General features: G+C 60.6%; 15 protein-coding genes. 13 read left to right on the top strand and 2 right to left on the bottom strand.

What is annotated here, in order from left to right:
* Positions 1-62 precede the first annotated feature (62 nt).
* From pyrB to folD, 13 genes are all read left to right on the top strand, one after another.
* Complete coding sequence (pyrB, locus tag BHV64_RS00145; protein ID WP_288115429.1) at positions 63-1,148, top strand: aspartate carbamoyltransferase; 1,086 nt, start codon at positions 63-65, stop codon at positions 1,146-1,148.
* Between the two features lie 40 nt (positions 1,149-1,188).
* Entirely contained in the window at positions 1,189-3,480 is a 2,292-nt protein-coding gene (locus BHV64_RS00150) for a GH92 family glycosyl hydrolase (protein WP_288115430.1), read from the top strand.
* Positions 3,481-3,875: 395 nt separating this feature from the next.
* Entirely contained in the window at positions 3,876-4,343 is a 468-nt protein-coding gene (gene purE, locus BHV64_RS00155) for a 5-(carboxyamino)imidazole ribonucleotide mutase (RefSeq protein WP_217727248.1), read from the top strand.
* Between the two features lie 147 nt (positions 4,344-4,490).
* Positions 4,491-5,582: a 5-(carboxyamino)imidazole ribonucleotide synthase gene (gene purK, locus BHV64_RS00160; protein WP_217727249.1), complete on the top strand. Its 1,092-nt coding sequence runs from the start codon at positions 4,491-4,493 to the stop codon at positions 5,580-5,582.
* A 117-nt stretch (positions 5,583-5,699) separates the two neighbouring features.
* Positions 5,700-9,419, top strand: coding sequence for a phosphoribosylformylglycinamidine synthase (locus BHV64_RS00165; RefSeq protein ID WP_217727250.1), 3,720 nt, complete (start codon positions 5,700-5,702; stop codon positions 9,417-9,419).
* Positions 9,420-9,439: 20 nt separating this feature from the next.
* Positions 9,440-10,423: an endonuclease/exonuclease/phosphatase family protein gene (locus BHV64_RS00170; protein ID WP_118406554.1), complete on the top strand. Its 984-nt coding sequence runs from the start codon at positions 9,440-9,442 to the stop codon at positions 10,421-10,423.
* Between the two features lie 37 nt (positions 10,424-10,460).
* Entirely contained in the window at positions 10,461-11,177 is a 717-nt protein-coding gene (purC, locus tag BHV64_RS00175; RefSeq protein WP_015547969.1) for a phosphoribosylaminoimidazolesuccinocarboxamide synthase, read from the top strand.
* A 1-nt stretch (position 11,178) separates the two neighbouring features.
* Complete coding sequence (gene purF / locus BHV64_RS00180) at positions 11,179-12,597, top strand: amidophosphoribosyltransferase (RefSeq protein WP_138265965.1); 1,419 nt, start codon at positions 11,179-11,181, stop codon at positions 12,595-12,597.
* 178 nt (positions 12,598-12,775) lie between these two features.
* Entirely contained in the window at positions 12,776-13,801 is a 1,026-nt protein-coding gene (gene purM, locus BHV64_RS00185; RefSeq protein WP_015547967.1) for a phosphoribosylformylglycinamidine cyclo-ligase, read from the top strand.
* 4 nt (positions 13,802-13,805) lie between these two features.
* Positions 13,806-14,366: a phosphoribosylglycinamide formyltransferase gene (gene purN, locus BHV64_RS00190; protein ID WP_022061308.1), complete on the top strand. Its 561-nt coding sequence runs from the start codon at positions 13,806-13,808 to the stop codon at positions 14,364-14,366.
* Positions 14,366-15,895, top strand: coding sequence for a bifunctional phosphoribosylaminoimidazolecarboxamide formyltransferase/IMP cyclohydrolase (gene purH / locus BHV64_RS00195; protein WP_288115431.1), 1,530 nt, complete (start codon positions 14,366-14,368; stop codon positions 15,893-15,895). The genes purN and purH overlap by 1 nt, the downstream gene beginning before the upstream one ends.
* Before the next feature lie 249 nt (positions 15,896-16,144).
* Positions 16,145-17,401 (top strand): phosphoribosylamine--glycine ligase, encoded by a 1,257-nt coding sequence (gene purD / locus BHV64_RS00200; protein ID WP_015547965.1) that lies wholly within the window; start codon positions 16,145-16,147, stop codon positions 17,399-17,401.
* A gap of 12 nt (positions 17,402-17,413) precedes the next feature.
* Entirely contained in the window at positions 17,414-18,271 is an 858-nt protein-coding gene (gene folD, locus BHV64_RS00205; RefSeq protein ID WP_015547964.1) for a bifunctional methylenetetrahydrofolate dehydrogenase/methenyltetrahydrofolate cyclohydrolase FolD, read from the top strand.
* Positions 18,272-18,378: 107 nt separating this feature from the next.
* Here folD and BHV64_RS00210 read toward each other — a convergent pair whose 3' ends face one another.
* Both BHV64_RS00210 and BHV64_RS00215 read right to left on the bottom strand, forming a co-directional pair.
* Positions 18,379-19,881: a BACON domain-containing protein gene (locus BHV64_RS00210; protein ID WP_288115432.1), complete on the bottom strand. Its 1,503-nt coding sequence runs from the start codon at positions 19,879-19,881 to the stop codon at positions 18,379-18,381.
* A gap of 27 nt (positions 19,882-19,908) precedes the next feature.
* The gene (locus tag BHV64_RS00215; RefSeq protein WP_288115433.1) at positions 19,909-21,726 is read right to left on the bottom strand and encodes a RagB/SusD family nutrient uptake outer membrane protein; all 1,818 of its coding nucleotides are present in this window, start codon (positions 21,724-21,726) and stop codon (positions 19,909-19,911) included.
* Between the last annotated feature and the right edge of the window lie 12 nt (positions 21,727-21,738).

Raw genomic sequence — 21,738 nt, forward strand, 5'->3', positions numbered from 1 at the left:
CGGGACCGACCGAAAAGAGGGACCGTTGAAGAATTTAAAATCCGAACTTCTATAAATAACTTATGCGACATTTGATTGATCCCACAGACCTCACGGTTGCCGAAACCGAGCAGATCGTAGCTCTGGCCGAGGACATTATCGCCAACCGCGTCAAGTACAGCGAGGCGTGCAGGGGCAAGAAACTGGCCACGCTCTTCTACGAGCCTTCGACCCGCACGCGGTTGAGTTTCACGGCGGCGATGCTCGAACTGGGCGGGCAGGTCATCGGCTTCTCCGACGCCAACTCCTCGTCGGTGTCGAAGGGCGAGACGGTGGCCGACACCGTGCGCGTGATCCGCTGCTTCGCCGACATCATCGCCATGCGTCACTTCAAGGAGGGTGCGCCGTTGGTGGCCTCGCAGTATGCGGGCATCCCGGTCATCAACGCCGGCGACGGCAGCCACGCCCATCCCACGCAGACGCTTACCGACCTCTTGACGATCAAGCGCGAGAAGGGCCGTTTCGACAACATGACGATCGGTTTCTGCGGCGACCTGAAATTCGGCCGCACGGTCCACTCGCTGATCAAGGCGCTGTCGCGCTATTCGAATATCAAGGTGATCCTGATCGCTCCGCAGGAGCTGCGCCTTCCGGACTACATGCTCGCCGAGATGGCCGAGAACTCGCGTCTGGAGTTTCGCGAGGTTGAGACCATGGAGGAGGTGATGCCCGAACTGGACATCCTCTACATGACCCGCGTGCAGAAGGAGCGGTTCCTCGACGAGGAGGAGTTCGACCGCGTGAAGAACAGCTTCGTGCTCAACCCCGAGAAACTGAAGACCGCCAAGGAGGATATGATCATTCTCCACCCGCTGCCGCGCGTCAACGAGATCACGCGCGCCGTGGACAACGATCCCCGCGCGGCTTACTTCCGCCAGGTCGAGAACGGAAAGTTCGTGCGCATGGCGCTGATCTATACGCTGCTGCGCTGGGCCGACGAGAACAGGCCCTTCGAACGCACCCCGGTCTTCAGCGAACGGTATGTCGTGAACGAATACGAGTGCCCGAACCGCCGCTGCATCTCCGCCACGGAGGATGTCGACCGGCTGTTCCATCGTCAGGCGGACGGGACCTGCCGCTGTGCCTACTGCGAGGCGAAAGCCCGGTAGCTTGTCTTTTTACTCAATCCGGTAATTTGGAATAAAAAAAATGAAGAACCTCATACTGTTGTTTTTTTCGGCTTTGGCCTGGGGCTGTTGCGAAACCCCGAAATACGAAATTTCGCTGCGCCCTTCTGAATACGTCACGACGCTCGTGGGCACACAGTCCGACTACTCGCTTTCGACGGGCAATACCTATCCGGCCGTGGCCCTGCCGTGGGGCATGAACTTCTGGACGCCCCAGACGGGCAAGATGGGCGACGGCTGGGCCTACACCTACGGATCGCACACGATCCGGGGCCTGAAGCAGACGCACCAGCCCTCGCCGTGGATCAACGATTACGGACAGTTTTCCATCATGCCCGTGCGCGGCAAAGACAAGGTTGATGAAAATGCGCGCCAGAGCTGGTTCTCCCACCAGTCGGAGACGGCGAAGCCCTATTATTACTCGGTCTATCTGGCCGACCACGATGTCGTGGCCGAAATGGCTCCGACGGATCGCGCCGCCGTGCTGCGCTTCACCTTTCCCGAGTCGGACGAATCGGGCGTGGTGATCGACGCCTTCGACCGGGGTTCCTCGGTGAAGGTCCTCGACGAGCATACCGTTGCGGGCTATACCACGCGCAACAGCGGCGGCGTGCCCGACAATTTCCGCAACTGGTTCGTCATCCGCTTCGACAAGCCGTTCAGCGGCTTTCGGGTATTCAACGGAAAGAACGAACTGAAAGGTTTCGAGGCCGAAGGCGAACATGCCCTTGCGGCGGTCTATTTCACCACCCGCCGCGGCGAGCAGGTGACGGCGCGCGTGGCCTCGTCGTTCATCTCCGGAGAGCAGGCTTTGCGCAACCTCGAAACCGAGGTCGGCGATGCCGATTTCGAGACGGTGAAAGCCCGTGCGCAGGAGCGCTGGGACGAGGTGCTGGGGCGGATCGAGGTCTCGGGCGGCACCGAAGAGCAGTACCGGACCTTCTATTCGTGTCTCTACCGCTCGACCCTGTTCCCTCGCAAATTCTACGAGATCGACGCCAAAGGCAATCCGGTGCATTACAGCCCCTACAACGGCGAGGAGCTGCCGGGCTATATGTATACCGACACGGGTTTCTGGGATACGTTCCGGTGTCTGTTCCCGCTGCTGAACCTGGTCTACCCGTCGGTCAACGCCGAGATTCAGGCCGGGTTGGCCAACACCTACCGCGAGAGCGGCTTCCTGCCCGAATGGGCCTCGCCGGGCCACCGCGGCTGCATGGTGGGCAACAATTCGGCATCCGTAGTCGCAGATGCGATCCTGAAAGGAGTGACGCCCGCAGAGGATGTCGCCACGCTCTACGAGGCGATGCTTGCGGGACGCGACAAGGTGCATCCCACGGTAAGCTCCACCGGTCGCCTCGGACACGAATATTACAACACGCTGGGCTACGTGCCCTATAACGTGGGCATCAACGAAAATGCCGCCCGGACGCTCGAATACGCCTACGACGACTGGTGTATCGCACAGGTGGCGAAAAAACTGGGAAAAACGGACGACGCTGCGATGCTGGAAAAGGCTTCGCAGAACTATAAAAACCTGTTCGATCCCGAAACGCGCCTGATGCGGGGCCGCAACGAGGACGGCACGTTCCAGTCGCCGTTCAGCCCCTACAAGTGGGGCGACGCCTTCACCGAGGGCAACTCGTGGCACTACACCTGGTCGGTGTTCCACGATCCGGAGGGCCTTGCAACCCTAATGGGAGGCAAAACCGAATTCGGAAAAATGCTCGATTCGGTGTTCGTCGTGCCGCCGATCTACGACGACAGCTACTACGGGTTTCGCATCCACGAGATCACCGAGATGCAGGTGGCCAACATGGGCAACTACGCCCACGGCAACCAGCCGGCGCAGCACATGATCTACCTCTACAACTACGTCGGCCAGCCGTGGAAGGCGCAGTGGTGGACGCGCGAGGTGATGGACCGCCTCTATTCGTCGAAGCCCGACGGCTACTGCGGCGACGAGGACAACGGACAGACCTCGGCGTGGTATGTCTTCTCGGCTCTGGGATTCTATCCCGTGTGCCCGGGATCGGACGAGTATGCGGTCGGCTCCCCGCTGTTCCGGAAAGCGGCGATCCATCTGGAGAACGGCCAGACCGTGGAGATCGACGCCCCGCAGAACTGCGCTGAAAACCGTTATGTGGGACGGATGACCGTCGACGGCAAGGTCACCGGGAAGACGTTCCTCGAATACGGCGAGTTGCTCGGCGGCGCCAAGATCGCCTTCGGGATGCAGCCGGAGCCAGACAAAGACCGGGGCGCGAAGCCCGGGGATGCGCCCTATTCGATGAGCCGGGAGGATTGTCGATAAATTGTCGATAGAATCTGTCCGGGAATTTTGAAAGTATGTCGAAAAGCGCTATTTTTGTAACGTTGTTTTTACAACTGTTAGGTTAATTCTCATGAATTCAGGTTGCAATATCGACCAACGCGAACGAAAGAAACAGCAGGGCCAGGCCGCTGCCTTCTATTCGCGGGCGTGTCAGCAGCAGATGCGACGTGCAGCGTCCCTGGGGCAGCAGATGCCTGCTCGTGGGGTGCTCGGATAGATACCAGACCGCCATGACATGCGATGTCGTGGCGGTCTGCTTTTTTCACCCGTCCGAAAGACGGGATTCAGGGGCGGTGGCAGGTCGGGGCGTTCCGGCGCCGGTTCTCCGTCCGCTCAAGAGACGGGTTTTAAGTGATATAAAAAAACGAATTCATATGAAAGTAGGCGTGATTATGGGCTCTGTGAGCGACTACGAGGTGATGGCCGAAGCCGTCGCCATGCTCGAAGCGTTCGGTGTCGATTTCGAAAAACGGGTGGTCAGCGCTCACCGCACGCCCGATCTGCTGTGCGAATACGCCAAGACGGCCAGGGAGCGCGGTATCGGCGTGATCATCGCCGGGGCCGGCGGCGCGGCGCACCTGCCGGGCATGGTGGCCTCGATGACTCCGCTGCCCGTGGTGGGCGTTCCCGTGAAGTCGCGCGCCCTGAACGGGCTGGACTCGCTGCTGTCGATCGTGCAGATGCCCGCGGGCGTTCCCGTGGCCACGACGGCCATCAACGGGGCGAAGAACGCCGCGCTGATCGCCGTGTCGATCCTCGCTTTGCAGGATGCCGCTCTGGCGGCGAAACTCGACGCCTTCCGCACCAAACAGACCGCGGATGTGCTGAAGGCTGAAATATAGTTGGGAAATTTCCAACCGCGTGCGACAAACTCCTCCCGAGGGAGGGGGTTGGGATGGGGCAGACTGGTAAACGCGGCGGCACGCCGCGAATGACAACGGTCGAAAGTAAAACAACGAATGACGAATAAACAACATAAAGCCGGATTAATGAAGACCATCGGTATCATAGGTGGCGGCCAGCTGGGGCTGATGATCGCCGAGCAGGCGCGGGAACTGGGCGTGCGCACCGTGTGCCTCGACCCGGCGGCCGACGCTCCGGCGTTCAACGTTTGCGACGATCATATCGTCGCGGCCTACGACGATCCCGCGGCGCTCGAGGAACTGTGCCGCCGCAGCGACGCGGTGACCTATGAATTCGAAAACGTACCGGGGGATATTCTGATTCCGCTGTGCGGGAAATACAACATCCCGCAGGGCTACAAACCCCTTTACGATTCGCAGGACCGCCTGCGCGAGAAGTCGAACGCCCGCGACCACGGGCTGCGCACGCCCGGTTTCGAGGCCGTGGACGACGAAGCGTCGCTGCGCGAAGCCGTGCGGCGGCTGGGGCTTCCCGCCGTGCTGAAAACCCGCACGCTGGGCTACGACGGCCACGGGCAGCGGGTGCTGAAGACGGAGGCCGACATCGCCGGGGCGCTGCCCCTGCTCGCGGTTCCCTGCATCCTGGAGGAGTTCGTGCCGTTCGATTCCGAGGCCAGCATCGTGATGGTGGCGGACGGCGAGCGGGTCGTGAGTTTTCCCGTGGGGCGCAATGTCCACCGCGACGGGATTCTGGATTTGTGTATCGTACCTGCCGAAGTCGACTCCGGGGTGCTGGCGCGGATGAAGGCCCAGAGCGAGCGTTTCATGCGCGATTGCGGCTATCGGGGCATCCTGGCCATCGAGTATTTCATCAAGGGCGGTGAAATCTACTTCAACGAGATGGCCCCGCGCCCGCATAACTCGGGTCACTACACCATCGAAGGCGCGACCACGAACCAGTTCCGCGAACTGGTCCGCTATCTGGTCGGGGAGCCTTTGCAGGAGCCGCAGCCGGTGGCTCCCACGGTGATGAAAAACATTCTGGGACAGGATCTCGAAGCCGCGGAGCGAATCGCCGCGGAGAACCTCCCGGGCGTATATGTCCACCTCTACGGCAAGACGGAGAGCCGTCCCAAGCGCAAGATGGGCCACATCACGTTCGTGGGGATGGATGCCGCACGGTTCGAGGCCGAATGGGCCGGACGTTTTGTGAAATAACCGATCGAGCCGTCCCGCAGGCAGGTCCCCTCCGGGGGGCGCTTACGTACACGGCCGAAGGACGTGATAACGGCGTATTGAGCCGCTGAACGATGAATGAAATACAAACAGAGATAAATGAATAATACGACCAATTACCGCATTTTTGTCGAGAAATTACCCCGCTTCCGGGTCGAGGCCGAGAGCCTGCGCCGCGAGCTGAACACCAATCTGAACCTGTCGCTGGGCGAGGTGCGCCTGCTCTGCGTCTACGACCTTTTCGGCTTCAGCGAAGAGCTGCTGGAAAAGAGCCGCTATACGGTTTTCGGCGAGGTGGTGACCGACTCGGTGACCGACACGTTCGACCTCGCGGGGCGCAAGTATATCGCCGTGGAGTATCTGCCCGGGCAGTTCGACCAGCGCGCCGCTTCGGCCGTCGACTGCGTGCGGCTGATCGATCCCGAGGCCCGGGTCGACATCCGCTCGTCGAGGCTGCTCGTTTTCGATGACAAGGCGACCGACGGGGAGCTGGCGAAGATCCGGCATTACTACATCAACGCCGTCGAATCGCGTGAGAAGGACCTCTCGGTGCTCAGCGACATGGAGCAGGCCGAAGTGAAGCCCGTCGGGGTGCTCGAAGGGTTCCGGGAGATGGCGGATTCCGAACTGGAGCCTTACTGCAAGACGATGGGTCTGGCGATGAACGCCGACGACCTGCGCGAGGTGGTGAAATACTTCCGTTCGGAGGGGCGCGATCCCTACGAAACCGAGCTGCGCATCCTCGACACTTACTGGAGCGACCACTGCCGCCACACGACCTTCACGACTGAGTTGGAGGGCATCACCGTCGAGGAGTCGTTCGTCAAGGAGGAGATCGAAGATTCGCTGGCGCTGTACCTGCGTATCCGCCGCGAACTGGGCCGTGAGCACAAGAGCCTCTGCCTGATGGATATGGCGACCATCGGCGCGCGCTACCTCCGGCAGAAAGGCCTGTTGGACGATCTGGAGGTCTCGGAGGAGAACAACGCCTGCTCGGTCTACATCGACGTCGATGTAGACGGGCGGACCGAGAAGTGGCTGTTGCAGTTCAAGAACGAAACCCACAACCATCCGACCGAGATCGAACCTTTCGGCGGGGCTTCGACCTGTCTGGGCGGCGCCATCCGCGACCCGCTGTCGGGCCGCAGCTACGTCTATCAGGCGATGCGCGTGACGGGCGCGGGAAACATTTACCTGCCTGTGTCGGAGACCCTTTCCGGAAAACTGCCCCAGAGCGTCATTTCGAAGAAGGCCGCGGCGGGCTATTCGAGCTACGGCAATCAGATCGGACTGGCTACGACCCATGTCCGCGAGATTTATCACGACGACTATGTCGCCAAACGCCTCGAAGTGGGGGCTGTGGTGGGGGCCGTGAAGGCTGCGAACGTCCGCCGCGAGCGTCCCGCACCGGGCGATAAAATCATCATGTTCGGCGGCCGCACGGGCCGCGACGGCATCGGCGGTGCGACCGGCTCTTCGAAGGAGCACGACGCCAAGTCGCTCGAAACCTGCGGCAGCGAGGTGCAGAAGGGCAACGCCCCCGAGGAGCGCAAGCTCGAGAGGCTGTTCCGCCGTCCGGAGGTGACGCGCCTCGTCAAGAAATCGAACGATTTCGGAGCGGGCGGCGTCAGCGTCGCCATCGGCGAACTGGCCGACGGGCTGGACATCTACCTCGACCGCGTGAAGACCAAGTACAGCGGTCTGAACTCCACGGAACTCGCTATCAGCGAATCGCAGGAACGCATGTCGGTGGTGGTCGAGGCGAAGGACATGGAGGAGTTCATGGGATACTGCCGCGAGGAGAACATCGAGGCGGTGCACGTGGCCGACGTGACGGACACGGCGCGCATGCGGATGTTCAACGGGGACAGGAAGGTCGTGGACCTCAAGCGCGAATTCATCGACAGCGCCGGGGCGAAGCATTATGCCGAGGCGCGGATCGGCGCGGTGGAAAACCGCGATCCCTTTGCCCGTGAAGTGGCGGGGGAGACCCTCGCCGAGCGTTTTACGAACAACCTCAAGGATAACAATGTCGTCTCGCAGCGGGGCCTCGTGGAGATGTTCGACGCGACGATCGGCCGCTCGACGGTGCTGATGCCCTTCGGCGGCCGCATGCAGCGCAGCGAGACGCAGGTCTCGGTGCAGAAACTCCCCACGGACGGCTATACCGACACGGCCAGCATCATGGCCTTCGGCTACAACCCCTACGTGGCTTCGTGGAGTCCCTACCACGGCGCGGCCTATGCCGTCGTGGAAGCTGCGGCGAAGGTCGTGGCCGCGGGTGCGCGTTACGAGAGGATGCGCTACTCCTATCAGGAGTATTTCGAGCGTATGACCCGGAATCCCGAGTCGTGGGGCAAGCCGCTCGGCGCGCTGCTCGGTGCGCTGAAGATGCAGGTCGAACTGGGCCTGCCTTCGATCGGCGGCAAGGACTCGATGTCGGGCACGTTCCAGGACATCAACGTTCCGCCGATGCTGATGGCCTTCGGCATCACGACGGTCGACGCTTCGAAGGTCATTTCCACCGACCTCAAAGGCGCAGGACATCGCATTTACCTCGTCCGCCATACTCCGCTGGAGAACCGGATGCCCGACACGGCGCAGCTGAAGGAGAACTTTGCGTTCGTCAGCGGGCGGATCGAGTCCGGGAAAATCCTCTCGGCGTGGTCCGTGGGCTTCGGCGGCGTCGGAGAGGGCCTTGCCAAGATGGCTTTCGGCAACGGCGTCGGCGCGGAGATCACCCTCGACGAGCCGAAATTGTATGAATACGCCTACGGCTCGATCCTCGTCGAGTGCGAGGGCACGTTGGAATATCCGCATGCCGAACTGCTGGGCTTCACCGTCGCCGAGGAGGCGCTGACGGTCAACGGGGTGAAGATGCCGCTCGAAGAGCTTTACAAGGCCAATACGGAGAAATTTGCGGCCGTTTACCCCGACAAGGGCCGGAACTCGGCGGAGGTGATGACTTCCGCACCCGCCCCGAAAACGTTCGTTTATCCCGGCGAGGCGGTCGAGACCCCGGTGGTCTATATTCCGGTGTTCCCCGGCACGAACTGCGACTACGACACCGCCAAGGCGTTCCGCGCGGCGGGGGCCGAGGTCCGGACGAGCGTCTTGTGCAACATCGCCGGCGACGACGTTCTGCGCTCGATCGCCGAAATGAAGGAGCATATCCGCCGGGCGCACATCTTCGTGCTCGCAGGCGGCTTCTCGGCGGGCGACGAACCCGACGGAAGCGCCAAATTCATTGTCAATGTGTTGAACAATAAGGATATTCGCGACGAAATCCACGCTTTGACCGACCGCGGAGGCCTGATCCTGGGCATCTGCAACGGTTTCCAGGCGTTGGTCAAGTCGGGCCTTTTGCCTTACGGACGTCTGGGCATGGTCACCAAGGAGTCGCCGACGCTGTTCCGCAACGACGTCAACCGTCATATTTCGCAGATCGTCTCGACGCGCGTCGCGACGACCGCTTCCCCGTGGCTCCGCGGCTTCCGTCCGGGTGAACTGCATTCGATTGCCGTCAGCCACGGCGAGGGTAAGTTCGTGGTGAGCGAGGAGCTTGCCCGCGAGCTGTTCGCCAACGGGCAGGTGGCCTTCCAGTACGCCGATGCCGCAGGGAACCCCACGGCAGAGGCTCCCTGGAACCCCAACGGATCGTCGTACGCCATCGAGGGCATCATCTCGCAGAACGGGTTGATTCTTGGAAAAATGGGCCACACGGAGCGTTACGAAAACAACCTGTTCAAGAACATCGCCGGCAACAAGCAGCAGTCGTTGTTCGCCAATGCCGTGGCCTATTTCCGCAAAGTGCAATAACCTTAAAAAAACGATAACCGATGAAAACCTCCCTGTTCCGATTTTGCGGCGTGCTGCTTCTTGCGGCGATGCTCGCTCCGGTCTGCGTTCATGCCCGGAAAAACCCGAAGAACCCGAAAAACAACATGCGCCTGCTGTACTGGAACATTCAGAACGGAATGTGGTCCGGGCAGGGCGACAACTACGACAAGTTCGTGGAGTGGGTCAGGGCGTACGATCCGGACGTCTGCGTCTGGTGCGAGGCGCAGTCGATCTACAAGACCGGCACGGCCGACAAGATGGATGTCGCCGACCGTTATCTGGTCGGGAACTGGGGCGAACTGGCCGCCCGTTACGGCCACAAATACTGGTATGTGGGCGGACACCGCGACAATTACCCGCAGGTGATCACGTCGAAATACCCGATCGAGAACGTCGAACGTATCGTCGGCTCGAAACCCGACAGCGTGGTGACGCACGGAGCGGGCTGGGCGCGCATCGAGAAGAACGGCAAGACGGTCAACATCGTAACGCTTCACACCTGGCCGCAGGGGTATGCCTTCCAGGCTAAGGACCGCGATGCGAGCCGTGCCGAGAACGGCGGCGACAAATACCGCCGCATGGAGATGGAATACATCTGCAACCATACGATCCATTCGGTTCCGGGCGCCGAAAAGCAGTTCTGGATGATGATGGGCGACTTCAACGCGCGTTCGTCGCGCGACAACTGGTTCTACAAATATCCGGCGGGCGACACGCGTTTCCTGGTGCACGACTACATTCTCCGGCACACGCCTTATGTGGACGTGATCGCCGGGAAATATCCCGGGGAGTTCAAGACCACGACGGGCGGCAAGTCGCGCATCGACTTCGTTTACTGCACGCCGCCGCTCTACGAGCGCATCACGCATGCCGACGTGGTGACCGACGCCTACACCGAGCCGGTCCGCGATCCGGCCAAACTTTCGAATTTCTGGCACCCCTCGGACCACCGTCCGATCGTGGTGGACTTCAATATGAAATGAGACAACGAATCAAATAATCAAAAAACACCCAAACAACATGAAACAGCTCGAAATGCTCTACGAGGGCAAGGCAAAACAGGTTTTTCGCACGGACGATCCCGATAAGATCATCATCCACTACAAGGATGCCGCTACGGCTTTCAACAACATCAAGAAAGCTACGATCGAGAACAAGGGCGTGCTGAACAACGCCATTTCGACCCTGATCTTCAAGGAGCTGCATAAGGCCGGCGTGAAGACCCACTATATCGAGACGATCAACGACCGCGATCAGGTCTGCCGCCGGGTGACGATCATTCCGCTGGAGGTGATCGTGCGCAACGTCATCGCCGGTTCGATGGCCCAGCGTCTCGGCATCGAGGAGGGCACGCAGCCCTCGAACGTCATTTTCGACATTTGCTACAAGAAGGACGAGCTGGGCGACCCGCTGATCAACGACCATCACGCCGTTGCGCTGGGCGCCGCTACGTACGAGGAGCTGAACGAGATGTACGCCATGACGGCCAAGATCAACGAGGTGCTCAAGGAGCTGTTCCTGAAGATGAACATCAAGTTGGTGGACTTCAAGATCGAGTTCGGCAAGACGTCGGACGGCGAGATCGTGCTGGCCGACGAGGTGTCGCCCGACACCTGCCGTCTGTGGGATGCCACGACCAACGAGAAACTCGACAAGGACCGTTTCCGCCGCGACCTGGGCAAGGTCCGCGAGGCTTACGAGGAGATTCTGGCGCGCCTGCAAAAAATCGTCGGGTAGTATGATGGAAGTGATCCGCGACCGTGAATTGCACGAGGAGTGCGGGGTGTTCGGCATCTACGGAGTGCCGAACGCCGCGTCGCTGACCTATTACGGTCTCCACGCCTTGCAGCACCGCGGGCAGGAGGGGGCCGGCATCGTCTCGGTGGACGAGAGCGGCACGTTCCGCCGCATCAAGGGCGGAGGGCTGGTGACGGAGGTTTTCGACGAGGCGAAACTCGCCACGCTGAAAGGTTCCACGGCCATCGGCCATGTGCGTTACACCACGGCCGGAGGCGGCGGCATGGAGAATGTCCAGCCGTTCCTCTTCCGCCACAACACGGGCGACTTCGCGCTGGCGCATAACGGCAATATCGTCAATTCGGAGTTGCTGCGCCGCCACCTCGAAAACAAGGGCAGCCTGTTTCAGTCGACTTCCGACAGCGAGATCCTGGCCCACCTGATCAAGAAGGAGACGCGCTACCACGACCGGCCGCGCATCTTCTCGATCATCGACGCGCTGAACATGCTCGAAGGCGCTTTCGCCTTCCTGATTATGACGGCCAACCGCATCTACGCCTGCCGCGACAAGTACGGCCTGCGTCCGCTGTCGATCGGCAAGCTGGGCGACGGATGGGTGGTGTCGAGCGAAACGTGCGCGTTCGACGTGCTGGGCGCGGAGTTCGTGCGCGACGTCGAGCCGGGCGAGATCGTGACGATTGACAGGCAGGGCATCCGCAGCCGCGACTACTCGATGTACAAGCGTCACGAAATGTGTTCGATGGAGTACATCTACTTCGCACGCCCGGACAGCGACATCGACGGCTGCAACGTCCACGCCTACCGCAAGGAGTCGGGACGCCTGCTCTGGAAGGAGGCTCCCGCCGAGGCGGACATCGTGGTCGGCGTGCCCGATTCGAGCCTCAGCGCCGCGATGGGTTACGCCGAGGCGAGCGGACTGCCGTATGAAATGGGACTTATCAAGAACAAGTATATCGGCCGCACCTTCATCCAGCCCTCGCAGGAGCTGCGCGAGAAGGGCGTGAGGATGAAACTTTCGGCCGTGCGTTCGATTGTCAGGGGCAAGCGCGTGGTGCTGGTCGACGACTCGATCGTGCGCGGCACGACCTCGCGGCGCATCGTCACGATGCTCAAGGAGGCGGGAGCCACCGAAGTGCACGTGCGCATCGCCAGTCCCCCGATGACCGATCCCTGCTTCTACGGCGTGGACACCTCGACACGCGAGGAGCTGATCTCGGCCCGCAAGAACACGGCGGGGGTCTGCGAGGAGATCGGCGCCGATTCGCTGGTGTTCCTCTCGCCCGAGTCGCTGTTGAAGGCGGGCAGCCGCAAGGAACTTTGCATGGCCTGCTTCACGGGGCAGTATCCCACGGCGCTCTACCAGTCGCCCGAGGAGGCCAACAAGGACGTAAAATGTTAGCGGACGCGAAGCGGTCATTGCGAGGAGGACGCAGGTCCGACGCGGCAATCTGAACCGGTGTTGTGACGTTACGGCATTTTTCCCGGATTGCCACGGCATCTGGCGATGCCTCCCAATGACGGGCCCGGAGAATGGGGATAAAAACAGGGAATTTAAATTATTTAAACCATATATTGCTATGGCTCAAAGTTATGAAAAGGCCGGCGTGAATCTCGAAGCCGGATACGAAGTGGTGCGGCGCATCAAAAAGCATGTGGCCTCGACCTCGCGTCTGGGTGTGATGGGCAACATCGGCGCCTTCGGCGGTATGTTCGATCTTTCGGCCCTCAAGGTGAAGGAACCGGTGCTCGTGAGCGGGACCGACGGCGTGGGAACCAAACTCAAGCTGGCCTTCGAGATGGACAAGCACGACACGATCGGCATTGATGCCGTGGCCATGTGCGTCAACGACGTGCTGGCGCAGGGCGCCGAACCGCTGGTGTTCCTCGACTACGTGGCCGTGGGGCGCAATGAACCCCAGAAGATCGAGGCCATCGTCGCGGGTGTCGCCGACGGCTGCCGTCAGGCCGGCTGTGCGCTGGTGGGCGGCGAGACCGCCGAGATGCCGGGCATGTACGCCGAGGGCGAATACGACATCGCCGGATTCACGGTGGGCGTTGTGGAGAAGTCGCAGCTGATCGACGGTTCGAAGGTCAGGGCGGGCGACGTGCTGGTGGGCGTTGCGTCGAGCGGCGTGCACTCCAACGGCTTCAGCCTCGTGCGCAAGATCGTCGCGGACAACTGCCTGAACCTGCGCGAGTCCTATCCCGAACTGTCGAACAAACAGCTCGGCGAGGTGCTGCTCACGCCGACGAAAATCTATGTGAAGCAGGTGCTGGAGGTGGTTCGCAACTGCGACGTGCACGGCATCAGCCACATCACGGGCGGCGGTTTCGACGAAAATATTCCCCGCATCCTCCGCGAGGGGCAGGGGCTTGAGATCGACGAAGGGTCGTGGGAGATTCTGCCCGTGTTCCGCTTCCTCGAAAAGTACGGCAAGGTGGCCCACCGCGAGATGTTCAACATCTTCAACATGGGCATCGGCATGGTCATCGCCCTCGATGCCGCCGAGGCGCAGAAGGCCATCGGCATCCTCACGGAGCAGGGCGAGCGTGCCACGGTCATCGGACGCGTAACCGACACCGAGGGTGTCGTCATCCGATAGAGGGATGCGGCGCCTTGCGGTTTTCGCCAGCGGCAGCGGCACGAACTTCGAAGCCATCGTCACGGCCTGCGAGCGGGGCGTGCTGGATGCCGAAGTCGTGCTGATGGTCTGCGACAAACCCGGTGCGAAGGTGGTCGAAAGGGCTGCCGCTCACGAGGTCGGGGCGTTCGTCTTCGCGCCGAAGCAATATGCCTCGAAGGCCGACTACGAGCGGGAGATCGTCGCGCGGCTGGATGCCGCGGGCGTGGAGCTGGTCTGCCTGGCGGGCTACATGCGCATTGTGGGCGACGTGCTGCTGGGGGCCTACGGCGGGCGGATCATCAACATCCACCCCTCGCTGCTGCCGGCCTTCCGCGGGGCGCATGCCATCGAGCAGGCGCTGGAATACGGCGTCAAGGTCTTCGGCGTGACGATCCATTACGTCGACGCCGAGCTGGACGGCGGACGCATCATCGCCCAGCGGGCCTTTCCCTACGAGGGCGATGACATCGGGGAACTGGAAGCGATGATTCATGCCGTGGAATATCCGTTATACATTGAAACTATTAAAAAACTGATCGAATAATGCGCGCATTAATTAGTGTAAGTGACAAGACCGGTGTCGTGGAGTTTGCCAAAGGGCTGCGGACTCTGGGCTGGGAGGTGATCGCCACGGGCGGTACGATGAAGCTCCTGGCCGACAGCGGCGTGGAGGTAATCAACATCAGCGACGTGACGGGATTCCCCGAGATCTGCGACGGCCGCGTGAAGACCCTGCATCCCAACGTGCACGGCGGACTGCTGGCCCGCCGCGACGATCCGGAGCACCTGAAAGCCCTGAAGGATAATCATATCGAGTTCATCGACATGGTCTGTGTGAACCTTTATCCGTTCCGGGAGACGATTTCGAAACCCGGCGTGAAGATGGAGGACGCTATCGAGAACATCGACATCGGCGGACCTTCGATGCTTCGCTCGGCGGCCAAGAACTGGGCCGACGTGACGGTGGTGTGCGACCCCGCGGACTATGACGCGATTCTGGACGAGATTCGCGCCGGCGGCAATACCGAAAAGGCCACGCGCCTGAAGCTCTCGGCCAAAGCCTATACGCATACCGCCGAGTACGACGCGATGATCGCCGCCTATATGCGCGCGCAGGCGGGTCTGAACGAGAAGCTTTTCCTCGAGTTCGACCTCGTGCAGTCGCTGCGCTACGGCGAAAACCCCCACCAGTCGGCCAAATTCTACCGCGAGGGGAAGGAGGTGCCCTATTCGCTGGCATTCGCCAGACAGCTCAACGGCAAGGAGTTGTCGTACAACAATATCCAGGACGCCAACGCCGCGCTGTGCATCGTGCGCGAGTTCGACAAGCCGTTCTGCGTGGGCCTCAAACACATGAATCCCTGCGGCGCCGCGACGGGCAAGGATGTCGTCGAGGCGTGGACGAAGGCCTACGAGGCCGACAAGGTGTCGATCTTTGGCGGCATCGTGGCGACGAACTGCACGGTGACGCGCGAAGCGGCCGAGCTGATGAAGCCGATCTTCCTCGAAATCATCATGGCCCCGAAATTCGACGAGGGGGCGCTCGAAGTGCTCTCGGCGAAGAAGAACCTGCGCCTGCTCGAGGTCAGCATGGACAAGGGCGACGTGGACCCGAAACAGTATGTGAGCGTCAACGGCGGCCTGCTGGTGCAGGACCTCGACGTGGCGACGAAGGCCGTTACGGCCGATATGTGCGTCACGAAGGCGAAGCCCGCTGCGGAGCAGATGGAGGATATCAATTTCGGCTGGCATATCGTCAAACACGTGAAGTCGAACGCCATCGTGGCGGTGAAGGACGGCCGGACGCTGGGCGTCGGCGCCGGACAGATGAACCGCATCGGCTCGGCGGAGATCGCCCTGAAGCAGGCGCATGCCGCAGGCGTCACCGAGGGTCTCGTGCTGGCGTCGGACGGTTTCTTCCCCTTCGACGACTGTGTGACGCTGGCCGCCGAATACGGCGTGACGGCGATCGTGCAGCCCGGCGGTTCGGTCCGCGACGAGGATTCGATCCGGAAGGCCGACGAGAAGGGTATCGCCATGGTATTCACCGGTGAGAGGCACTTCAAGCATTAGTATCACCGGCGTTACCATTTTGGGGTAGTACAGAAATCCGACCGGATACCGGAGCCGTTGGCAAGGGACGGGCTAAAAGCGCGAGCGGAGGGGACGGTTTGTTTACAAACCCGCGAATAGTCGCCCGGAGCCAGCGTTAGACCGTTCCGGGCAGGCGGAGGTATCGTCGGAGAGTTTTTGTGGCACTTTTTGCGGAAAAAAGTGCCGGAATCTGCGGAGTTTATTCTGCGATAAAAAGGAATTTTGTTTATGAAGGTACTGGTTATCGGCGGCGGAGGCCGCGAACACGCCATTGTCGACGCGCTGTCGCGTTCGCCGCAGGTTGAAAAAATTTACTGCGCACCCGGGAATGCGGGCATCGCCCGGCAGGCCGAGTGCGTGGCCATTCGTGAAACCGAGGTGGAACGCCTGCGTGACTTTGCCGCGGAGCGGGGCATCGGCCTCACGGTCGTGGGTCCCGAAGTGGCGCTGGCGGCGGGTGTCGTCGACTGCTTCAGGGCCGCGGGGCTGCGCATCTTCGGTCCGACGAAGGCTGCGGCGCGCATCGAGTCGTCGAAGGAGTTCGCCAAACGGCTGATGGCTAAATATGCCATCCCGACAGCCGGATTCCGCGCATTCAACGACTATGCCGGGGCGCTGGCCTATGTGCAGGGGCGTCCTCTGCCCGCAGTGCTGAAATACGACGGACTGGCCGCCGGAAAAGGCGTGGTGATCGCCCGGACGATGGCCGAGGCCGAAGCGGCGTTGCGGGATATGTTGCTCGACGATAAGTTCGGCGAGGGCAAGGTGGTCGTCGAGGATTACCTCGAAGGTCCCGAGTTTTCGTTCATGTGCTTCGTTTCGGGACACAAGGTGTGGCCGATGGCGCTGGCGCAGGACCACAAACGGGCCTACGACGGCGATGAGGGTCCCAATACGGGCGGTATGGGCGCCTATTCGCCCCTGCCGTTCGTGACGGCGGAGGACGAACGCTATGCCCTGGAGAAGATCATGCAGCCCGTGGCCGACGCGATGATCGCCGAGGGGTGTCCCTTCGAGGGCGTGCTCTACGGCGGACTGATGAAGACTGCGCGGGGTATCGAGGTCATCGAGTTCAACGCCCGTTTCGGCGATCCCGAGACCGAGGTGGTGCTGCCGCGCCTGAAGAGCGACATCGTCGACATCTTCTGTGCCGTGGCCGAGGGACGCGATACGCAGCTGGAGTGGCACGATTTCGCCGCGCTGGGCATCGTGCTGGCCTCGAAGGGCTATCCGGGCGACTACGAAAAAGGACACGAAATCAAGGGCCTGGACCGCGTCGAAGGGGCTGTTTATCACATGGGAACCCGGGCCGACGGCGGGCGGATTCTCACCAACGGAGGCCGCGTGCTGTTCGTGGTGGGCAAGGGCAGGGACCTGGCCGAAGCGCGGAGGAATGCGCTGGCCGACGTGGCCCGCATCGACTGCGACAATCTGTTCCACCGCACCGACATCGGCCACCGGGCTTTCGACGATTTGGAAAGATAATACGAGCGATATATGGCAAAAATAATCAGCGGAAAAGAACTTTCAGCGAAACTGAAACTTGAAATGGCGGACGAGGTGAAGACCTTCCCCGCGAAATACGGCCGTGTGCCCCATCTGGTTGTCATCCTCGTGGGCGAGGACCCCGGCAGCGTGAGCTATGTGACGGGCAAGGCCAAGGCTTCGGCCGAGGTGGGCATCCGCAATACCACGATCCGAAAGCCCGAGTCCGTTTCCGAGGCCGAACTGCTGGACATCATCACGGCCCTGAACCTCGACGACGAGGTGGACGGCATTCTGGTCCAGCTGCCCCTTCCGAAACATATCGACGAGGACAAGGTGATCGCCGCCATCGACAAACAGAAGGATGTCGACGGCTTCCATCCCCTGAACGTTGCGGCGCTGTGGCAGAAACAGCCCTGCACGCTCCCCTGCACCCCGAAAGGCATTCTCAAGATGCTGCGGGCCGCAGGCGTGGAGATCGCCGGCAAGCGCGCCGTGGTGATCGGCCGCAGCAATATCGTGGGGCTTCCCGTGTCTAAACTGCTCTTGGACGCGAACGCTACGGTGACGATGGCCCACAGTCGTACGCGCAACCTCGCCGAAGTGACGCGCGGGGCGGAGATTCTGGTGGTGGCCATCGGGCGGCCGAAGTTCGTCACGGCGGAGATGGTGTCGCCGGGCGCCGTGGTGATCGACGTGGGGGTGAACCGCGACCCGGAGACGGGCAAACTGTGCGGCGATGTCGATTTTGCGGCCATCGAACCCAAGGCCTCGGTGATCACGCCCGTGCCGGGCGGCGTCGGGCCTATGACGATCTGCTGCTTGATGGAGAACACGATCGAGTGTTTCCTCCGGCGAGCGGGCCGGTAGCCGGCGGAACGGAGCGAAAACTTCGGTTTTTTTTGCGCCTCCGCTGAAAAAAATCAGCCGTTGACTCACGGGTCAACGGCTGATTTCGTTTTACAGGGTTCCTGTTATCAGAGTTTGATCGGTTCGGATATTTTGATATTGTCGAGGAACCAGCGGTTGGCTGTTCCGACTTCCCACTGCGTCTGCGTAATGGTGATCTTCGTATCCTTGTTGACCGTAATGCCCTTCAGGCTGACTTCGGCGCGAACCCATTCGAGCTTGTGACCATCCTCCCATCCCAGTTCGGGTATGTCGATCTGCACTTTGTCGCTGCCGTTCTCGAAGATGACGATCAGATTGACGGGGTCGATCTTGCCGGACCCCTGGCGCATTCCGCACCAGTCGAACGAGAGTGTCACATTGTCCTTTGCTTCGGGAACCCTGTCTATCGGAGGAAGAATGATACCTGCGTGATTGCCGGTCTTGCCGAATTTGAGGTAGTTCTGCTGGAGGTAGATGCGTTTGTTGTCGTTCTTGTCGTAGATAAACTTGTAACCGAGTTTTTCGACAGCGTCGAATGCAGTCACTCCATCGACAGTTATGGAGGTAAGCGCTGTCGCTTTTGCATCGAGGTTATCCGTCTCGACCGTTTGGCCGACACCGCTTGCTACGGACCACGGTTCGAGCCATTCGAAGTTCTCCAGGAAATAGACGATCTCGTTCAGGCCGTTGTCCTCGACATCGGTGGCCATGATGCGCTGTACAGGCTCGGCCAAACCGGCGTAGTAGCCGGTGACGGTTACGATATGGCCGGTCAGGGCGGAAAGGCCCAGACTCGACGGGGCGTCCACGACGCTGACCGAGTACTTGGCATCCTCCGAAACGGTGAGGGTGCTGCCGTTGAAAACGCCCTTGACGGTGACGTATCCCCGTTTGGAGGAGGTGTAGTCGTCGATCTTTGCGCTGATGTCCTCCGGTTCGGGGTAGTTCACCGCTCCGCCGGACAGAACCGTCACCTCGTCGCAGTCGATTACCGTAGCGAGTTTCTGCGAGTCGGATGACTTGGTGCCCAAGAGCGAAATCTTGTCGCCGACGGCAACCGTCGTGGCGTCCGAGACGAAGATATTGTCCGTGTTTTTGTCGTCGCTGATGACGAAGCCTTTGGTCGTCACGGCCACGACGATCGCCGACGGTACGGAAATGACCGTTTCGTCCGCCAGGGCGGCGAGTTCACCTGCCGTGTACTCCTTCACATCGCGGTATTTGTCTCCGTTCTGCGTGATGAGCACCTGTGCGCGGCTTGCAAGAGTCCGTCCCTTGAAGACGAGGGTGGCCTTGCGGGGATTGTCCTCCGCGCCGTCGCGCATGTTGTCGGTCACCGAAATCGTCACGTCCATGACGCCGGTTCCCGAGTTGGGCGTGACCGTCACCCAGTCGGGGACTTCCGTCACCCAGTCGGCGTCGGCATAGATGGTGATGATCTTTTCCGCCGCTCTTTCCGCTTCGAAATTCAAGGTGTTGGCGCTCGCCAGAACAGCTTCGGAAAGGTGGTCCTCATCCTTGTCGCAGCCCCAGAAGGAACACAGGGCCGCCATGAGGATCGGGGCTGTCATATATTTTACAAATCTCATAATCTTGTTTTTTAGGTTATTTCCGACTTAAAAATCGAGTCCGTCGCTCCATCCCGGATTCTGCGTGAGGTTCGGGTTGAGCGAACGCTCGCCGCTGGGAATCGGGTAGAGGTAATCGCGTTCCTCGTTGAACGGAGTGCGCAGATTCTCTACGGTTTTGTGATAGTAGACATAGCCTTTGTTCCCCTCGGAGAGGATGATGTCCGAACCGAGTTCGTATACCGAAACTCCTTCGCCGCCCTGGGGTTTGGTGCTTCCTGCCGCATAGAGAATCAGATCGGCCGTTTCTTTGCCCGCAAGCTTGTATTCGCCGGGGCCCGGGAAATACATGCCGGAAATGGCCTGGTCGATGCAATAGCCGGCTTTCCAGCGATACAGATCCTGAAGACGGAAACCCTCCTGGATCAGCTCGACGGCCCGTTCGCGGCGGATTTCCAGAATGGCGTTTACGATTTGGTTGGGGCCGGTCACGTTGGGATAGCCGTACTCCTCGGACGAAAGATACCAGTCGGGTTGTTTGTCGTGGAGATACTTCATGGTGAGGGCTGGCATCCCCACCCGGCTTCGGATTTCGTTGATGGTGATATTCAGATCATCATCCGAGAGCGATCCCAGTTCGGCCTTGGCTTCGGCATAGTTGAGCAGCACTTCGGCATAGCGGAAAACCGGCATGTCGCAGGTCGAACGGTCGTTGCGGTCGATCTGTCCTCCCGAGGCCGTCGTGTCCTGAACGAATTTGATGGGTTGGTAGCCGGTGATCGTGACGCCGAGATCGGGACCCTGTACTCGCTTGGCGCCGATGCGTTTGTAACCCGGGGTGCGGATCGACTGCGCCAGGCGCGGGTCGCGGTCCTTCACCTCCTCGGTGAAAGGCATTGTTTGCCACTCTGTCTTAAATTTGTCGGTGAATGCCGTGCCGTCCTTCATCAGGTACATGTTGATGAATTTGCGGGTGTAGCCCGGGCGGCCCTGTGTCGGCAGCAGCGTGTAGGCCGTCGCATTGTGGTAGACCTGGGCCTCGTAGCTGTTCCGGATGGCGAGGATATACTCTTCGGTGCTGGCATTCTCCTGTGCGAAGAGCATCATGTAGTCCTTGTCCGGAGTTTTGGTGGAGTAGAGCTTGTAGGGACCTTCGTCGATGATCGTTTTGGCGGCCTTGGCGGCTTCCTCCAGATAATAGGTGTAGTCATGTCCTTCGAGGTTGATGCCGTGGTATTTGCGGTAGGTTCCCTCGAAGAGGCAGAACCGCGCTTTCAGCGCCAGCGCCGCCCATTTGTTGACGCGGTAGGTCGATATATCCTCCGTAAGACCGCCGCTGTTGATGGCTTCGTCGATATCCTTGATCATATTGGTCATGATCAGTTCGCGTGAATCGCGCGGTTTGTAGAGCGCTTCGTCTGCCGAGCCGAGCTGCACCTCGTACCAGGGCACGTCGCCGAAGCGTTTCACCTTGTCGAAATAGAAGGCGGCGCGGAAGAATTTGGCCAGGGCCGTATACTCGGTCACAGCCTTCTTGTCCTCGCATTGATCGACATATTCCAGCAGGGTGTTTATGCGGCGCAGGTTGCCCCACGACCAGCCGCCGCCGGTGTTCGGAACGGTGCGCTTGTCGCCTCCGTAGAGAACATCGGAGAGGGTCATCTGAACGAGCAGGTCGTTCTGCTCATCGTAGGGCGTCTTGTCCAGCAGGTTGTCGTAAAAGGGATTGGAGAAGAGTTCCAGGTCGCTTCTCGTCTTGAAATAGTCGAACTGCGTCACCCGATCCAACGGTTCTTTGTCCAGCAGGGAGTCGCAGGCCGATAATCCTGCAATCAGCGTTGCTGCCAGTATGATTAATCGCTTCATGGTATTCGGATT

Origin of the sequence: Alistipes sp. 56_sp_Nov_56_25 (assembly GCF_001915285.1) — a bacterium.
GTDB lineage: Bacteria > Bacteroidota > Bacteroidia > Bacteroidales > Rikenellaceae > Alistipes > Alistipes shahii.

Bases quoted from the DNA above. Each gene is read 5' to 3' on its own strand.
- purF (WP_138265965.1), top strand. From the start codon at position 11,179: ATGATGGAAGTGATCCGCGACCGTGAATTGCACGAGGAGTGCGGGGTG.
- pyrB (WP_288115429.1), top strand. From the start codon at position 63: ATGCGACATTTGATTGATCCCACAGACCTCACGGTTGCCGAAACCGAG.
- purK (WP_217727249.1), top strand. From the start codon at position 4,491: ATGAAGACCATCGGTATCATAGGTGGCGGCCAGCTGGGGCTGATGATC.
- folD (WP_015547964.1), top strand. From the start codon at position 17,414: ATGGCAAAAATAATCAGCGGAAAAGAACTTTCAGCGAAACTGAAACTT.
- BHV64_RS00215 (WP_288115433.1), bottom strand. From the start codon at position 21,726: ATGAAGCGATTAATCATACTGGCAGCAACGCTGATTGCAGGATTATCG.
- purC (WP_015547969.1), top strand. From the start codon at position 10,461: ATGAAACAGCTCGAAATGCTCTACGAGGGCAAGGCAAAACAGGTTTTT.
- BHV64_RS00210 (WP_288115432.1), bottom strand. From the start codon at position 19,881: ATGAGATTTGTAAAATATATGACAGCCCCGATCCTCATGGCGGCCCTG.
- purE (WP_217727248.1), top strand. From the start codon at position 3,876: ATGAAAGTAGGCGTGATTATGGGCTCTGTGAGCGACTACGAGGTGATG.
- BHV64_RS00165 (WP_217727250.1), top strand. From the start codon at position 5,700: ATGAATAATACGACCAATTACCGCATTTTTGTCGAGAAATTACCCCGC.
- purH (WP_288115431.1), top strand. From the start codon at position 14,366: ATGCGCGCATTAATTAGTGTAAGTGACAAGACCGGTGTCGTGGAGTTT.
- purD (WP_015547965.1), top strand. From the start codon at position 16,145: ATGAAGGTACTGGTTATCGGCGGCGGAGGCCGCGAACACGCCATTGTC.
- BHV64_RS00170 (WP_118406554.1), top strand. From the start codon at position 9,440: ATGAAAACCTCCCTGTTCCGATTTTGCGGCGTGCTGCTTCTTGCGGCG.
- purM (WP_015547967.1), top strand. From the start codon at position 12,776: ATGGCTCAAAGTTATGAAAAGGCCGGCGTGAATCTCGAAGCCGGATAC.
- purN (WP_022061308.1), top strand. From the start codon at position 13,806: ATGCGGCGCCTTGCGGTTTTCGCCAGCGGCAGCGGCACGAACTTCGAA.
- BHV64_RS00150 (WP_288115430.1), top strand. From the start codon at position 1,189: ATGAAGAACCTCATACTGTTGTTTTTTTCGGCTTTGGCCTGGGGCTGT.